Source organism: Companilactobacillus mishanensis (assembly GCF_003946505.1).
Taxonomy (GTDB): Bacteria; Bacillota; Bacilli; order Lactobacillales; family Lactobacillaceae; genus Companilactobacillus; species Companilactobacillus mishanensis.
Genome location: NZ_RHON01000001.1, coordinates 328,883 through 345,199 on the forward strand (window position 1 = coordinate 328,883; position 16,317 = coordinate 345,199).

The following is a 16,317-nucleotide window of genomic DNA, read 5'->3' on the forward strand; positions in this document are numbered from 1 at the left end:
TTCAATCTAGTCGTGACAATCGTATTGACTGATCCAGTCTAGTACGTTGGCAAAGTTAGATTCAATTAATATTTTTTCAACATCATTGCGTTGTAATCGTTTCATGTAGGTTGGAGATTCGATTAACTCGCGTTGTTTTGAAACTTCTGCTTTTTCAACAAAGCCATTTACCATTTTAACAAAATCTAGCTCAAAAAACACTTTTAAATAAAAATCAATGTCATTTTTATCCATTTTTAAATAATCACCAACCAAATTCATTTCATCCATTTGGATATTTTGATGACTATACAAATATTTCAACAGTTGTTTCATCTTTGCCATATCAGGACGCAAGTATCTTGCGTTCATGTCGGTGTGTAAATAAAGTGCTGTATGCTGGGTCTTATTATTCTTCAAAAATTCCTTGAACAATTCAATATCATGTGGTCGATCATATACCAATACATTATCCCCACCGCAATCTTCATTGAACATCTTAATTTTTGCATCGATATTGTGACGTTTTACCATGTCATAATAAGCTTGGTTGAAAAATACTATGCTATCGAACTTTTCCATTATGGCTTGTGATAACATTTTAGAACGATAATCAATATAAATACTTTGAAGTTGATTTATTTTAGCTGCTTTTGGTGAAACTTCAAAATCACCGATCATGATTTGAAGGCTTTTCTTACCAGCCCATTCATTGATGCTCAAATAGCCATAGACATCACAGATACTACCCTTGTTGGCTTCTTCTTTCTGGAAAAGTCCAAATCCAATGGCGTTGACTTGATGTGAGCTATCTGTAACTGTTGTCTTCAAATGAGTGCCATCTTTGCCGACTGCTTGAGATTGAGCCAATTTAACATCTGGTATTTTTATCAATGGTTTGGGATTTCCCATTCCAAATGGAGCTAGTTTGTTAATTTCTTTGATCAATTCAAAATTAAAATCTTGAATGTGTAAATCCAAATCGAATACCTTTTCCATCGGTTTCATCGGATCAAAATTCTGTTTGGATGGTTCTTCTTGTAATAATGGAATTAATTTGTTTAAATCTGGCTCACTCAATGAGAAACCACATGCTTGAGCATGCCCACCGAAACCTGCAAACAAATCTCTATGAGCATCAAGTGCTTCAAATAAATTGAATCCTTCGGGACTTCTTCCGGAACCCTTATATAGTTCTGAATCCTGATCATATTGCAAAACTAAAGTGGGCTTATGTTCTTGTTCCACTACCCGACTAGCAACGATACCGAGGATACCTTGATGCCACTTATCACTTGTTAGAACCAATACCCCATTCTCTTGTTGAGCCTCAACTTGAGATTGGGAATCCGCAAAAGCATCTCTCACTAACTTTTGTCGCTTAGTATTGATATCTTCTGTCTCATCGACAATTTCTTTGGCAAAGCCAGCATCACTTGTAGTAAGTAACTCCATGGCAGATGACGCATCGTCTAATCTACCCAATGCATTGATTCTAGGCGCAATCGCAAAACCAATGTCTTCTTCAGTGATTTTGGCAACTTTTAATTTACATTTGTCGATCAAAGCTTTGAGTCCAACATGATTATTATCTTTCATGTGCTTCAAACCTTCAGTTACGATTACACGATTTTCACCAAGCAATGCAACTGAATCGGCAACTGTACCAATCGCAGCAAGATCAATAAACTCTAATGCTTCATCACCTAATAATGCATCAGCGACTTTGAACGCTACTCCAGCACCTGATAAGTATGGACAAGTATATTCAGCACCTGGGATCGTAGGATGAACGATTGCATCGGCTTCTGGCAACTCTTTTGGCAAATCATGGTGATCCGTGATAATGACTTTTACGCCATTATCTTTTAAATATTTGACCTCATCTTTACCACTGACACCATTATCGACCGTAATCAATAAATCAATATGCTTGTCTTCGACTAATTTTTTATATTCAGCGAGATTGGGGCCATACCCATCTTTAAATCTATTGGGAATATAAACAATTGGATCGACACCCATTTTCTTCAATGTCAATCGCATGATTGAGGCACTGGTAACACCGTCAGCATCATAATCGCCGTAAATTGCAATTTTACCTTCAGATTGGATCACTGAATCTAAAGTTTCCAGTGCTTTATCCATATCGTGAAGAGCAAATGGATCCTGCAATCCAGAAATATCTGTATGCAAAAAGTCCTGAATATCTGCTGGCTCTGTCAAATCTCTTTCGATCATCAATTCAGCTAGAATATCCGAAACTTTGTTGTCTTGTGCAAATTTTGAAATCTCTTCTTGTGTTGGACTCTTACGTTTTGTCCACTTAATTGATACCACTACATCACCCACTAACACTTCATTATAACAATTAAATAACTAAAAAAATAAGCCAAACGGCTTATTTTGAAAATACTGATAAAGTTTTGGTATTTGCTTTCTGAGTTTTGACTAATGAACCCTGAATGGCCCAACGATTTGTACCACCATCAGCACAAGTGATCAAAGTAAGTAATTTCTTACCTGGAGAATCATCAATCAAATAAACTGCCGTTGGAGGCACGACCTTCTTATAATAGATTTTGTAAGTATATACTTTTTTCAAGTTGGTGATATAAGCTTTATCGCCGAGTTGAACATTTTGAAGACGTGAAAATAATACGCCTTTGTTAGTCATATAATGACCAGCCAATGCATAATTGCCCTTTCCCATCTTTTCGTTAGCCTTCATAGTACCACCACCAGTTGAAAGAGCATCATTGCTTAAACCTTTCAATATTGGCAGATATAGGTCAACCGCTGGAACTGACATTTTACCGATAATCGCTGCATCATTATTAATAGAAGCTTTCGCAACTTGTCCAGCACTGATAGGTTTAACTTTTTTAAAATCATAATTAGCTTTTTTCTTGGAATTTTTATCCACTTGATCTACTGTAAGTCCGGATAAAAATTTATTCGACATGTGGTCGACAGCAAATTCCTTGATTGGCTCATTAAAGATAAGGCCGAAAGCTATTATGAATAAAAGAACAATTCCTGTAATAGAAAGAAATTTTTTCATTTTTATCTTCACAATCTTATTTATATTTTGGATTCTCTGTAATAATAAAACATAACATCACAAAAGTTAAATTATATGACTAGAGAACGCTTTAACAATTTAAGGTTAATTAAAGGTTAGTACTCTAATTTAAATGACATACGTTATAATAAAATTATAACAAATTCGGAGGTAATTACATGAGTATTCTCGTTTTAGGTGGAGCCGGCTATATCGGTTCACACACTGTTGATCATTTATGTTCTATGGGTTATGACGTTATTGTTGCGGATAACTTGGAAACTGGCCACAAAGTTGCCGTGAACAAAGACGCAAAATTTTATCAAGGCGATATCCGCGATAAAGAATTTTTGATTAAATTATTCCAAAACGAAGATATTACTGATGTGATTCATTTTGCAGCCTTTTCAATTGTACCAGAATCAATGAAAGATCCATTGAAATATTTTGATAACAACACATACGGAATGATTTCACTGTTAGAAGTTATGAAAGACTTTGACGTAAAACACATCGTCTTCTCATCGACTGCAGCTACTTACGGTGAACCTAAACAAATTCCTATCAAAGAAACTGACCCTACCATTCCCACAAACCCATATGGCGAAAGTAAATTGGCTATGGAAAAAATCATGCACTGGTCAGACGTTGCCTATGGTATCAAATTCGTTGCACTTCGCTACTTTAATGTTGCTGGAGCAAAACCTGATGGAACAATTGGTGAAGACCATCATCCAGAAACTCACTTGATTCCAGTTGTCCTTGAAGTTGCTGCGGGTCAACGTGACAAGCTTACAATCTTTGGTGACGATTATGATACCGAAGATGGTACAAACGTCAGAGATTACGTTCACGTTGAAGATTTAGCCGAGGCTCATCGTTTAGCTATGGAATTCTTACGTAAAGGTAATGAAAGTAATGTCTTCAACCTAGGCTCATCCAATGGATTTTCAAATAAGGAAATTCTATCTGCTGCTCGTGAAGTAACTAGAAAAGAAATTCCAGCTGAAATTGGACCTAGACGTCCTGGTGATCCAAGTACATTGATTGCTGCTAGTGATAAAGCTAGAAAAATTCTTGGCTGGACACCAAAATATGACGACGTTCATAAGATGATTGAAGATGCATGGAACTTTAAATCAACTCACTTAAATGGTTATGGTGAAGAATAATAAAGAGGAATCCTAAAAAAAATGGATTCCTCTTTTTTGTTAGATCAGATATTGTAAATCACTGGCTACCGTTGGATACCCCATGATCATCTTGGTATATTCAGCGTTTGAAATTTTCTTATCGATTGCAATCGTCAATAAGTTGATCAATTCATCGGCTTGTTCGGTCAAGACAGTAGCACCCACCATTTGTTGATTCTTATCAAAAATAATTTTCGACTTGGCAACTGGTTCATTCAATCTGTAATAAGTAAACCAACCAGTCAGATTAGAACTGACAATTTTATATTTGTCGGGAGCAGCTTCTGCCTCAGGAACTGAAACTCCAACTTTGGCTAATTTGGGACTTCCATAAACTAATGTAGGTACTGCCGGATAACTGATTGGCTCTTTGGTTTTACCCAAAAGATAATCAGTAGCATACTTTGCCTCAAAACCTGCAACAGGTGTAAGTTTTGGCTCAGATTTGGCGATAACATCTCCTATTGCATAAATATTTTTATTAGTTGTTTGAAGATTTTCATTTACTTGGATACCCTTGGCAGAATACTCAATTCCTGCAGCATCCAAATCAAGTCCTTCAACACTTGGAACACGTCCAGTCGCACAGATGATCAAGTCAGTATTGAGTTTGAAATCATCACCGACCAAAGTATAACCATCATCATTTTTAACAACTTGTTTTGTATTTACATTGAAATGGAATTTAATACCACGAGATTTCATTTGGCTCACCATGTCGTCAACAAACTCCGAATCAAAAGCTTTTAACGGACGATCGTTATGATGAACAAGATGAACTTCAGCGCCTGTAGCATTAGCAATATTGGCTAACTCAAAAGCGATATACCCAGCACCAATAAAAGTAATAGATTTAGGCATCTGTTTTAGAGATAAAAATTCATTACTAGTTAATAGATTTTCAGAACCATCAATGTTCAGTATTGAAGGATGTTGGCCAGCAGCAATCACAAAATTATCAGCATGGAAAGTTTCATTATCAAATTGAATCTCGTTTTCAGAAATAAACTTCGCATCACCATGGAAAGTATCGATCCCGGCTGAATCAAGCCCGCCCTTACTTCCAGATGGAATCTTACTAGTATAAGTTTCTTTGAATTGTTCGATATCACGCCAATTCATGAAAGGAATATCTGAATAACCTTTACCTTGGAGTTGAGCAATTCTATCGCGTGCTTCAACACCGCTCAGTAGCATCTTTTTAGGATCACACCCTCGGTTGGGACAAGTACCACCCCATAAGTCATTCTCAAAGACAGCAACTGACTTGCCTCCAGACTTCAAATTGTAGGCAGCAGCTAAACCTGCTGGTCCTCCACCAATAACAATTGCATCATAATTTTTCATTAAAGCATCCTCCTTAATAAAATAACTATTCTTATAATCCATTGTAACCTTTGAATGAATGAAGACACAAAAAAAGCTTCAAAAGCATTTTGCTTTTGAGGCTTTAAGATTTAAAGATTAAACTTTACCGCCACCTAATAAACTGGCAACTTTTTGAACAAGACTAGTAACATTTGAAACTGCATCTTTAACACCTGATAATCCTGAAGTAGCTTTATCAACTACATTCTTAACTGCAGTTACAGGACTTGGTAATTTTGGTAATTTACCAAATGCATCTTTAATTTCATTAATTTTATTAATTGGATGTGTAATTGCGTTAGTGGCAACATCTAAAGGTGTTTGAACTAATTTTTGTGTTGAACTTACAGCATCTGTAACTGATGTGTTAAATGCATTAACCTTGTCAGCTGTATCCTTAACTTTATCAAAGAAACCTTTTTGTTCTGCAGGAGCAGCTGGTTCTGCTGGTGTTTCTTCAGCAGGTGCAGCTGGATCAACTGTTGTCAAAGCTGGAAGATAAATCCAACCAGTTACGTTATCGTTGTTAGTAATATTTTCATAAACATTACCCGCAGCATTTGTAGCTTGTCCTAAGCCTTTAAATGCAGTATGTGTATAGTAAATTCCATCAGCCACTTTGTTTGATGAAGCTGAGTATGGTGTATCCCAAATTGTGTAATCTGGGTTAGCAATCCAATATGCTCTTCCTTCAGTATAGTTACCAGTTGTATCAGTAGCTTCTGTTGAATTATCTTGTGTTGTTGCTGCTGAATTTTCAGTAGCAGCGATACCAGCTGCAACACGAGCATCAGCATCTGGATCTGAGTTTGGTGATGTTGGATCGTTTGAAACTACTAATGGTGCATTTGTAGTAGCTTGTGTAGCTGAAACTGCAGTGGCATTTGATTCTGTGGCTGCCTTTTCTGTAGTAGCATTTGCCAAGGCTTGATCACCAACATTTTCTGTAGTGACAGCCGAGTCCTGTGTTGTATCAGCAGCTTGCGCATTTGCGTTACCTGCTGTAAATAATGCAAATGGAATTGCTAGAGCTGAAGCATATAGTAAATTCATTTTCATAATCTATTCCCCCAAAAATTAATAATAAATTATATTTCCTTTAATGAACTTTATTTTACTCTCTATTTTAGTAAATGTAAACGCTTTATTTATAAAATAATCAATTTATGCATTATTTTTTTAAATAAGTATAAACCTAACTTTTAATTGTATTTTTAATAAATCGACACTTTTTAAACATTTGTTACACACATGAGTATTAAAAATAGATCATTTTTTAATATTTATTGGAAAATAATATATCATGAAGTCTAAATTATCACTCTAATACCAGTACTTACAACTTGAAATACAACTATATTTATATAAATAGTCACAATTTTAAATTAAAAAAAAGTAATTTTTACTATATTTTAAGTAATATTTACTAAACGTACATAATATAATTAATTGTTGAACTATATTGTGTATTAAAAAAGGCTAACCAATGAGATTAGCCTTTTGATTGATCATTTGTCTCTTTACCACGATTGAGGTTCAAGACTGACATGAAGGCTTCTTGTGGAATTGAAACCTTACCCACTTCCTTCATTCGTTTCTTACCTGCTTTTTGTTTGTTGAGCAATTTGTCACGTCTAGTTCTGTCACCACCATAAAGCTTTGCAGTAACATCTTTTCGATATGCCTTAACTGTTGCTCTAGCAACAATTTTATTTCCAATTGCAGCTTGAATGGGAATTTCAAACATCTGTCTAGGAATAACTTCTTTTAGTCTAGACACGATGTCTCGACCACGTTGATATGCAAAATCTCTATGAACGATGAAACTCAATGCATCAACTGGCTCACCATTAAGTAAAATATCCATTTTAACAAGATCACTTGCTTCATAATCTTCAACTTGATAATCAAGTGACGCATAACCTTTGGTATTAGATTTGAGATCATCAAAGAAGTCAAAAATAATTTCCAATAATGGTAACTTGTAAATTACGTTCACACGATATTTATCTAGGTAATCCATAGTTACGAAATCACCACGTTTACGTTGGCAGAGTTCCATTACTGGCCCAACATAATCTTCAGGAACCATTATTTCTGCTCTAACGTAAGGTTCACGGATCTCTTTAACTTCTGATGTGTCTGGCAATTCTGCTGGGTTATCAACAATAATTTCTTCGTCAGCCGTAGTCGTAACATGATAATCAACTGATGGTGAGGTAATGATCAAATCCAAATCAAATTCACGTTCAAGTCTTTCTTGAATAACATCCATATGTAGTAATCCAAGAAATCCACAACGGAATCCAAAACCTAATGCTTGTGATGATTCTGGTTCGAATTCCAAAGCAGCATCATTTAATTGAAGTTTTTCCAATGCCTCACGTAAATCTTCGTATTTACCATTATCGACAGGATACATACCTGCATAAACCATTGGTTGACTGTGACGATATCCCGCCAAAGCTTCATCAGTTGGATTATCTGCCAAAGTGACTGTATCACCCACTTGGGTATCCTTAACAGACTTGATACTTGCAGTTATATAACCAACGTCTCCAGCCATCAAGTAATCTCGAGGAACTGCTTTAGGTGACATAACACCAACTTCAGTGACTTCGAATTTCTTATTATTATTCATAATTTCAATTCTATCGCCAGGTTTGACAATACCTTCAAACACACGAACGTTTAATACAACTCCACGATAACTATCGTAGACGGAATCAAAAATTAAGGCCTTTAAAGGTTTATCAATATCCCCCTCTGGAGCAGGAACATCGGACACGATTCGTTCAATCAACTCATCAATACCAATACCTGTTTTGGCACTTGTCAAAACTGCATCGTCGGCGTCAATACCGATCATCTCTTCAATTTCTTCTTTGACTTTTTCGGGTTCAGCTGAAGGTAGATCAATTTTATTGATGACTGGAACTATTTCTAGATCATTATCAATCGCTAAGTATGTATTAGCTAATGTCTGTGCTTCAACACCCTGAGCAGCATCAACAATCAACAATGCACCTTCACATGCTGCCAATGAACGAGAGACTTCATATGAAAAATCGACGTGACCTGGCGTATCAATAAGGTGGAAGATATAAGTCTTACCATCTTTTGCTTCATACTCCAGCTCAACAGCGTTCAATTTGATAGTAATACCACGTTCACGCTCAAGATCCATATCATCCAATACTTGAGCTTTCATTTCACGTTTCGAAATAGTTTTGGTCTTTTCCAAAATTCGATCGGCAATCGTAGATTTACCGTGATCAATATGCGCAACAATTGAAAAATTACGAATTCGAGTTTGTCTTTCTCTTAATTTATCTAAATCCATTTATGAATCTCCTGTCTTCTAACCAGACTATTATAACAAAAAATGGTTGAGGTTTCGTCCCCCAACCATTTTTCTATTCACCTTTAAAGGCATCTTTTACTTTATTAAAGAAGTTGCTGTCTTTTTCACGAATTTTATTGCCACCGGCTTCAGAAAACTTCTTTAAAGCTTCCTTTTGATCACCAGATAGTTTACGTGGAGTAACAATGTTTACAGTAACTTTTTCATCACCGATACTCTTGCTATTCAAAACAGGAGCACCTTTTCCTCTAAGTCTAAATGAAGTACCTGTTTGAGTACCACTTGGAACAGTCAATTTAACTGGTCCATGCACAGTATTTACATCAATTTCATCACCCAATGCTGCTTGTGGGAAACTGATATTTACTGATGTATAAATTGTAGAACCATCCCTAGTGAATTCTCTACTTGCCTTAACACGGAAGACAATATAAAGATCACCATAAGGTCCACCATTATCACCGACTTCACCTTGTCCGTCGAGACGCATTTGTTGACCGTCTTCAACTCCAGCTGGAACAGTAACTTTAAGAGTATGCTTTTCATTTACTTTACCTTTACCATGGCAAGTTTCACACTTCTCTTTGATTTCTTTACCAGTACCACCACAGACATCACAGACAACTCTTGTACGCATACGGCCAAGTGGAGTTTGACGATCTACCTCCATATAACCTGTTCCATGACACTTATTACATGTTATTGGTTCGGTACCTGGTTTAGCACCATTACCGCCACAAGTAGCACATTTTTCATCACGGTTGTATGAGATATTAGTCTCTTTACCAAATACACCTTCTTCGAAAGTTAGATCCATTCTGTACTGAAGATCTGATCCTTGTCTAGGAGCATTAGGATTTTGACGTTGAGCTCCACCGCCACCAAAGAATTGACTGAAGATATCTTCAAATCCACCAAATCCTTGGCCGCCAGCACCAGCACCACCGAAACCGCCGAATCCTTGACCACCAGCTCCGTCCATTCCGGCAGAACCAAATTGATCATATTGGGCACGTTTTTGTGGGTCCTTTAGAGTCTCATATGCATCGTTGATCTCTTTAAATTTAGCTTCCGCATCAGGAGCTTTGTTGATATCAGGATGATACTTCTTAGAAAGTGAGCGGAATGCATGTTTAATATCGTCTTGTGAGGCGTCTTTGTCGACACCTAGAACATCATATGGATCTCTGTCAGCCATTAAAAATCACCTTTATATGAAAGTTGGGACAAATCACTTTGTCCCAACTTTTTTAATTATTACAACTAAAAGAATTATACCAGTTTCACCTGTTATAATCCTTTCTTTGTTTTATTTTTTATCTTTGTCAGGATCTACTTCTTTGAAGTCTCCATCAACAGTCTTACCATCATCGCCAGATTTACCAGCGTCGCCAGCATCTGCTCCAGCGCCTTCAGCACCACCAGCAGCTTGTTGTTGTTCTTGAGCTTGTTGATAAAGTTTTACAGAAAGGTCTTGAACGATCTTGTTCAAGTCGTCACGTTTAGACTTCATTTCTTCAATATCGCCAGAGTCTTGAGCTTTCTTCAAGGCATCACGTGCATCTTCTGCTTTCTTGATTTCTTCATCAGAAACCTTACCCTTAACGTCTTTCAAAGTCTTATCTGTGGCAAATAATGCTTGTTCAACATCGTTCTTAACATCAACTTCTTCTTTACGTTTGTTATCTTCTGATTCGTGTTCCTTAGCTTCTTTCATCATTTGATCGATTTCTTCATCGCTCAAACCTGATGAACTCTTGATAGTAATCTTTTGCTCTTTGTTAGTACCAAGATCTTTAGCAGAAACATTAACGATACCGTTCTTATCAATATCGAATTTAACTTCGATCTGAGGTACACCTCTTGGTGCAGCAGGAATATCTGTCAATTGGAAACGACCTAATGTCTTGTTATCAGCGGCCATTGGACGTTCACCTTGCATAACGTGAATATCAACAGCACTTTGGTTGTCAGCAGCAGTTGAGAATGTTTGTGACTTACTTGTTGGGATAGTTGTATTTCTATCGATCAACTTAGTGAAGACACCACCCATTGTTTCGATACCTAATGACAATGGAGTAACATCAAGCAATACGACATCCTTAACATCACCAGAAATAACACCACCTTGAATGGCAGCACCTAAAGCAACAGCCTCATCAGGGTTGATTGAGTGGTCAGGTTTCTTACCTGTCCATTTTTCAACAGCATCTTGAACAGCAGGTGTACGTGTTGAACCACCATTTAAGATAACTTTGTCAATTTCAGCAGTTGTCAATCCAGCATCTTTAAGAGCGTTGTCAACTGGAGCCTTTGTTCTTTCAACTAAGTCGGCTGTTAATTCATCAAACTTAGCACGTGTTAATGTTTCTTCCAAATGCAATGGACCATTATCTCCTGAAGAAATAAATGGCAAACTGATTGTTGTTTGGTTCACACCAGACAAGTCTTTTTTAGCTTTTTCAGCAGCATCCTTTAATCTTTGAAGTGCCATCTTGTCTTGTGACAAGTCAACGCCATTCTTACCTTTAAATTGTGCTACTAACCAATCCATGATGTGATTATCAAAATCATCACCACCAAGTTTTGTATCACCATTTGTTGAAAGTACTTCGAAAACTCCGTCTCCTAATTCAAGGATAGAAACATCAAATGTACCACCACCAAGGTCATAAACAAGGATCTTTTCATCACCCTTATCATTATCAAGACCATAAGCAAGTGCTGAAGCTGTTGGTTCGTTAACGATACGTTTAACGTTCAATCCAGCAATTTTACCAGCATCTTTTGTTGCTTGTCTTTGTGAATCGTTAAAATATGCAGGAACTGTAACAACAGCGTCTGTAACATCTTCACCAAGATAATCTTCTGAGAACTTCTTGATATATTGAAGAATCATTGCTGAAATTTCTTGTGGTGTGTATGATTTTCCACCAACAGTAACCTTATATCCGGCTTCACCCATATGTCTCTTGATTGATGAGACTGTATCTGGATTAGTGATAGCTTGTCTTTTGGCAACTTCACCAACTTGAATTTCTCCATCTTTAAACGCAACTACAGATGGTGTAGTTCTAGCACCTTCTGGGTTAGCAATAATTTTTGGTGAACCACCTTCAAGAACAGCTACAGCTGAGTTAGTAGTACCCAAGTCAATACCGATTACTTTAGACATATACAATACCTCTTTTTTAAATTTTAATTATTTAGCAACTACGACCATTGCAGGACGCAATACTCGATCGTTTAATTTATAACCCTTTTGTAAAACTTGAACGACAGTGTCTTCTTTATGATCATCATCAACTGGAACAGTTTGAACTGCTTGGTTGATGGTTGGATCAAATTTTTCACCGACATTATTGATTTCAGTTACGTTGTTATCATTAACTGCTTTGACAATGTGTTGGTGAACCATTTCGACACCCTTTTTAAGCTGTTTACCGGTTTCATCTTTAACCTCGACCGTTAAAGCACGTTCCAAATTATCGATAACTGGGAGTATTTCCTTAGCAAGCTTTTGACCATCATATTTGAGCATTCCAGCAATTTCTTTCTGGTGACGTGTTCCCATATTCTGGATTTCTGCTTGGCTACGAATATACTTGTCTTCCAACTCGTCGTTCTTTTTCTTTAAATCAGCTACTTCTTTTTCAAGTTTGGCAGTATCTGATTCCGTTGGGGCCGTTTTTTTAGATTCTTTAGAAGAATCCTTTGAAGTCTCCTTTTTAGGAGCTTCTTTAGTTTTTACATCTTCTTGAGAAGTTTTCGTTTTTTGGTCTTTCTCTTTATCTGCCATTACAGCCTCCTATATATATCATGAATCGTCATACCTTGAATAATAATCAATCAGTCGTTTTGCAAGTTCAGTTCTGAACTCACCAAGTAATCCGATCAACTGAGAATAATGCATGGTCGTAGGACCAAGCAAAGCAATTACACCCTTACCATGATGTCCAACGTCATAATTAGCAGTGATTATACTGTAGTTCTTCAATGCATCCGAACCCATCTCACTACCTAATCTGACCCTAATGCCATCGTCAGCTGTATCTGAATCAAGCAATTTCTTTAAATCATTACTCTGATTAATAGTTGATAGAAGTGATTGGACACCTTCCAAGTCACTATTATCAGCGTAATTCAACAAGTTCAATTGTCCATCAACAAAATACTTCTCAGTGTCAGCTTTTCTGAATAACTGATCTACCATATCAACAAGGCCATCTGAAGAATACATATATTCTGACAAAATCATTGGAATATCATTATGTAACATTTCAATGACCCTTGGTAAAGGTTGACCGACTAATTTGTCATTGACTATCCGTACAAATTTTTCAATGAGCGAACTATCTAATTCTGCATCAACTGTATAAATATTGCTTTCAACATTATTATCACTCGTAACAATTATTGCCATTATCTGGTGAGAATTAAGTGGAACAATTCTAAATCCAGTAAGCAAGGTCTTGCTGCTTTCTGGTCCTAATGTGATTGCTGTATAACTAGTTAAATGAGAAAGAATCTTCGCTGATCGTTCAATTATGTCATCTAGTTGATGATAAGTTTGTCCAAAATCTTCATCAATTTGATTTGCAATATCTTGTGGCACAATACTAGGTTGAACCAGATAATCTAAATAATAACGATATCCGTTTGCTGAAGGTATTCTCCCAGAAGACAAGTGGGTTTTCTCGAGATAACCTATTTCTTCAAGAGTTGCCATTTCATTTCTGATCGTTGCTGAACTTACATGAAATGGTAATGCGTTCATTAACGTTTTTGATCCAACCGGCTGGCCGGTATCTGTAAAAATGCGCACGACTTCTCTCAAGATTGCATCTTGACGTTCCGATAACATTATACCGTCCTCCTTTTAGCACTATTCATATTGGAGTGCTAACAATGTAAAATATAACAATCAAACCAATAGGTGTCAAGTATTGCAGCTCAAAAAAATCGATTTTTACAGAAAAAATTTATTGGCTTTCATTTAAGTGCTAATAATCAAAATATAATTATATAAGTACAAACAAAAAGCCTAACGTAAACACGTTAGACTAATTATTTTCAAAATATTCAATAGAATTCTTTTTATCCAAATTGAGTTGGTCAATCAATGAATCTGCACCGTCAAATTTCACTTCGCCACGTAAATAATGAAGCCATTCAATGCGAACCTCTTCATCGTAAATATCTTTGTCAAAATCAAAGATATTACATTCGACTGTTACACCGGTGTTCTCATCGAAAGTCACATTATATCCGACAGACGTCATAGATTCATACCATTTACCATCTACTAAAATTCTGGTGACATAAACGCCGATCGATGGAATCAATTCTTCACCATCAACCACTAAATTAGCAGTAGGAAACCCTAATTTTCGACCTCTTTGAAGACCGTGAACAACTTCTCCGTGATTCACATAAGCGTATCCTAACAGCTCGTTAGCGACATCGACTTTATCATTTAAGATCATTTCTTTGATTGAGCTAGAACCAATTTTGGCTTTAGCAAAAGTTTGCTCTGGTACAGTCACAATTTCAAATTTCCCTCTTGAGTATCCAGGAAGTGTATCCATATTGGCCTCATAATGCTTGCCATACGTGTAATCAAACCCAGCAACGACGTATTTTGCATGCATATTGATCATATATTGATCAACAAATTCTTGGGGTGCCAATTTGGAAAACTGACTCGTGAACTCAACAAAATAAAGATAATCAACGCCCAACTCTTCGACAAGTTCAGTTTTTCTACGGTTAGTTGATAAGTATTTGAAATTTTTGGCATGTTGATAAACAACTCTTGGAGATCTGTCAAAAGTGATCAAGACAGACTTCAAATTATGTTTCTTTGCTAGATCAACACCAGTTTTGATCACCTTTTGGTGTCCCCTATGAACGCCATCAAAAAATCCCATGATCAATACTGTATCTTCTTTAGGTATTTCATCCTGAGTTAACGGATGCTTTACTGATAATGTCTTCATAGCCATCTCTTTTACTAGTCATTATTTAGAAGCATTAATTCAGGAACCCAAGTTTTTCGATCTAAGTCATACTTATACAAAGCTTTGGAAACACCATCTTTTAATACTCTCAATTCTTGATTCTTGTCAGCATCATCTATGTCTAAGAATCCACCATGCAAGACACCAATTTCCCATTCATCTTCCGTAAGTTCATGTTCTGGAATGTAATCCAAAACGGTATCGATACTTCTTATGAAATCGTTCTCTTTTGATTTTACCATTGATTCTATTTCTGACAATTTGAAAGTTTCAGATAATTCAAATCCAGCACTCTTTGTTCTTGTCAATTGTGACATAAAAGCAGGCAGATCTAATGCCTCACCAAACTGAACCGCTAATGTCCTGACGTATGTTCCCTTAGAACACTTTACGTGAAATCTGATTTTCTGAATTCCTTTTTCGGAGTCAAATTCTGGAGTACCGATCAAATGGAAATCATAGATGTGGATCTCTCGTTGTGGACGCTCAACTTCTAGTCCAGCTCTAGCATATTCATATAATTTTTTCCCATTTACTCTAACCGCTGAATACATCGGAGGAATTTGGATCAAATCACCATGCATGCTATCAAAGACCTGCTTAATTTTCTCATCAGAAATAGGATTATCTAACTTAGTTTGTGCAACAAAGTCCCCTTCGCGGTCTTCAGTGCTAGTTGAGATACCCAAGGTAATCTCACCCTCATACTCTTTAGGAGTCCCTGTAAGACGATTTACAAGCTTTGTGGCTTGTCCCACACAAATAGGAAGAACACCATCAACCAATGGATCAAGTGTACCCGTATGGCCAATCTTTTTCGTGTGCAAAATTTTTCTTAATTTATAGACACAATCAGAACTGGTCATGCCGATTTCTTTTTCTAAAGGAATTACACCATTCATTATTTTCTCCATATACAAAAATTACACCTAATTATTCATTAGATGTAATTTAAAGATATTTGACTAACGCTCTTGTTCATCTTTGTGCAATTGAGCAATCAAGCGATCAATTTTTTCACCATAGCGAATTGATTGATCTTGCTTAAATTTCAATTCAGGAACTTTATATAAAGTAAGTCTTGAACCAAGTTCTCCTCGAATCAAGCCTTTTGCTTTATCAAGTCCCTTTTGTGTTTTTTCAACATCACTAGCTTTTTCCGACAAGATACTGTAATAAATTGTTGCTTCTTGCAGATCTCCAGTCATCTCAACACCAGTAACTGTAACACCTTGCACTCTAGGATCACGAACACGTTTGAGTAAAATGTCATTTACTTCTTTTTGAATTTCTTGTTCAACTCTACCAATACGATGTTTCATAGTTATC

Annotated in this window: 13 protein-coding genes; 1 reads left to right on the forward strand and 12 read right to left on the reverse strand. The window is 36.4% G+C overall.

What is annotated here, in order from left to right:
- Nucleotides 1–6 precede the first annotated feature (6 nt).
- Together recJ and EKM63_RS01590 are read right to left on the reverse strand one after the other, a co-directional pair.
- Nucleotides 7–2,319, reverse strand: a complete 2,313-nt coding sequence (gene recJ / locus EKM63_RS01585) for a single-stranded-DNA-specific exonuclease RecJ (RefSeq protein WP_125703043.1) — start codon at nucleotides 2,317–2,319, stop codon at nucleotides 7–9.
- A gap of 61 nt (nucleotides 2,320–2,380) precedes the next feature.
- On the reverse strand, nucleotides 2,381–3,043 hold the full coding sequence (locus tag EKM63_RS01590) for a class A sortase (protein ID WP_125703045.1): 663 nt from the start codon (nucleotides 3,041–3,043) through the stop codon (nucleotides 2,381–2,383).
- 179 nt (nucleotides 3,044–3,222) lie between these two features.
- On the opposite strand from EKM63_RS01590, the gene galE reads away from it, so the two are divergent.
- Nucleotides 3,223–4,215, forward strand: a complete 993-nt coding sequence (galE, locus tag EKM63_RS01595) for a UDP-glucose 4-epimerase GalE (RefSeq protein WP_125703047.1) — start codon at nucleotides 3,223–3,225, stop codon at nucleotides 4,213–4,215.
- A gap of 39 nt (nucleotides 4,216–4,254) precedes the next feature.
- On the opposite strand, the gene EKM63_RS01600 is transcribed toward galE, so the two are convergent.
- The 10 genes from EKM63_RS01600 to rbfA form a co-directional block, all read right to left on the reverse strand.
- Entirely contained in the window at nucleotides 4,255–5,583 is a 1,329-nt protein-coding gene (locus tag EKM63_RS01600; protein WP_125703049.1) for a dihydrolipoyl dehydrogenase family protein, read from the reverse strand.
- Nucleotides 5,584–5,700: 117 nt separating this feature from the next.
- The gene (locus EKM63_RS01605; protein WP_125703051.1) at nucleotides 5,701–6,663 is read right to left on the reverse strand and encodes a hypothetical protein; all 963 of its coding nucleotides are present in this window, start codon (nucleotides 6,661–6,663) and stop codon (nucleotides 5,701–5,703) included.
- Nucleotides 6,664–7,096: 433 nt separating this feature from the next.
- The gene (lepA, locus tag EKM63_RS01610) at nucleotides 7,097–8,947 is read right to left on the reverse strand and encodes a translation elongation factor 4 (RefSeq protein ID WP_125703052.1); all 1,851 of its coding nucleotides are present in this window, start codon (nucleotides 8,945–8,947) and stop codon (nucleotides 7,097–7,099) included.
- Between the two features lie 73 nt (nucleotides 8,948–9,020).
- Complete coding sequence (dnaJ, locus tag EKM63_RS01615) at nucleotides 9,021–10,166, reverse strand: molecular chaperone DnaJ (protein WP_125703054.1); 1,146 nt, start codon at nucleotides 10,164–10,166, stop codon at nucleotides 9,021–9,023.
- A 111-nt stretch (nucleotides 10,167–10,277) separates the two neighbouring features.
- Complete coding sequence (gene dnaK / locus EKM63_RS01620) at nucleotides 10,278–12,143, reverse strand: molecular chaperone DnaK (protein WP_164504881.1); 1,866 nt, start codon at nucleotides 12,141–12,143, stop codon at nucleotides 10,278–10,280.
- 27 nt (nucleotides 12,144–12,170) lie between these two features.
- Complete coding sequence (gene grpE / locus EKM63_RS01625) at nucleotides 12,171–12,767, reverse strand: nucleotide exchange factor GrpE (protein ID WP_125703058.1); 597 nt, start codon at nucleotides 12,765–12,767, stop codon at nucleotides 12,171–12,173.
- 18 nt (nucleotides 12,768–12,785) lie between these two features.
- Nucleotides 12,786–13,832 carry a heat-inducible transcriptional repressor HrcA gene (gene hrcA, locus EKM63_RS01630; protein WP_125703060.1) on the reverse strand — a complete coding sequence of 349 codons (1,047 nt, stop codon included), beginning with the start codon at nucleotides 13,830–13,832 and terminating at the stop codon, nucleotides 12,786–12,788.
- A gap of 199 nt (nucleotides 13,833–14,031) precedes the next feature.
- Entirely contained in the window at nucleotides 14,032–14,967 is a 936-nt protein-coding gene (ribF, locus tag EKM63_RS01635; RefSeq protein ID WP_125703062.1) for a riboflavin biosynthesis protein RibF, read from the reverse strand.
- Between the two features lie 14 nt (nucleotides 14,968–14,981).
- Nucleotides 14,982–15,890 (reverse strand): tRNA pseudouridine(55) synthase TruB, encoded by a 909-nt coding sequence (gene truB, locus EKM63_RS01640; RefSeq protein WP_125703064.1) that lies wholly within the window; start codon nucleotides 15,888–15,890, stop codon nucleotides 14,982–14,984.
- A gap of 63 nt (nucleotides 15,891–15,953) precedes the next feature.
- Complete coding sequence (gene rbfA, locus EKM63_RS01645) at nucleotides 15,954–16,310, reverse strand: 30S ribosome-binding factor RbfA (RefSeq protein WP_125703066.1); 357 nt, start codon at nucleotides 16,308–16,310, stop codon at nucleotides 15,954–15,956.
- Between the last annotated feature and the right edge of the window lie 7 nt (nucleotides 16,311–16,317).

Coding starts and splice junctions, on each gene's coding strand:
- EKM63_RS01590 (WP_125703045.1), bottom strand. CDS start 3,043: ATGAAAAAATTTCTTTCTATTACAGGAATTGTTCTTTTATTCATAATA.
- dnaJ (WP_125703054.1), bottom strand. CDS start 10,166: ATGGCTGACAGAGATCCATATGATGTTCTAGGTGTCGACAAAGACGCC.
- dnaK (WP_164504881.1), bottom strand. CDS start 12,143: ATGTCTAAAGTAATCGGTATTGACTTGGGTACTACTAACTCAGCTGTA.
- EKM63_RS01605 (WP_125703051.1), bottom strand. CDS start 6,663: ATGAAAATGAATTTACTATATGCTTCAGCTCTAGCAATTCCATTTGCA.
- rbfA (WP_125703066.1), bottom strand. CDS start 16,310: ATGAAACATCGTATTGGTAGAGTTGAACAAGAAATTCAAAAAGAAGTA.
- truB (WP_125703064.1), bottom strand. CDS start 15,890: ATGAATGGTGTAATTCCTTTAGAAAAAGAAATCGGCATGACCAGTTCT.
- EKM63_RS01600 (WP_125703049.1), bottom strand. CDS start 5,583: ATGAAAAATTATGATGCAATTGTTATTGGTGGAGGACCAGCAGGTTTA.
- grpE (WP_125703058.1), bottom strand. CDS start 12,767: ATGGCAGATAAAGAGAAAGACCAAAAAACGAAAACTTCTCAAGAAGAT.
- lepA (WP_125703052.1), bottom strand. CDS start 8,947: ATGGATTTAGATAAATTAAGAGAAAGACAAACTCGAATTCGTAATTTT.
- galE (WP_125703047.1), top strand. CDS start 3,223: ATGAGTATTCTCGTTTTAGGTGGAGCCGGCTATATCGGTTCACACACT.
- ribF (WP_125703062.1), bottom strand. CDS start 14,967: ATGAAGACATTATCAGTAAAGCATCCGTTAACTCAGGATGAAATACCT.
- hrcA (WP_125703060.1), bottom strand. CDS start 13,832: ATGTTATCGGAACGTCAAGATGCAATCTTGAGAGAAGTCGTGCGCATT.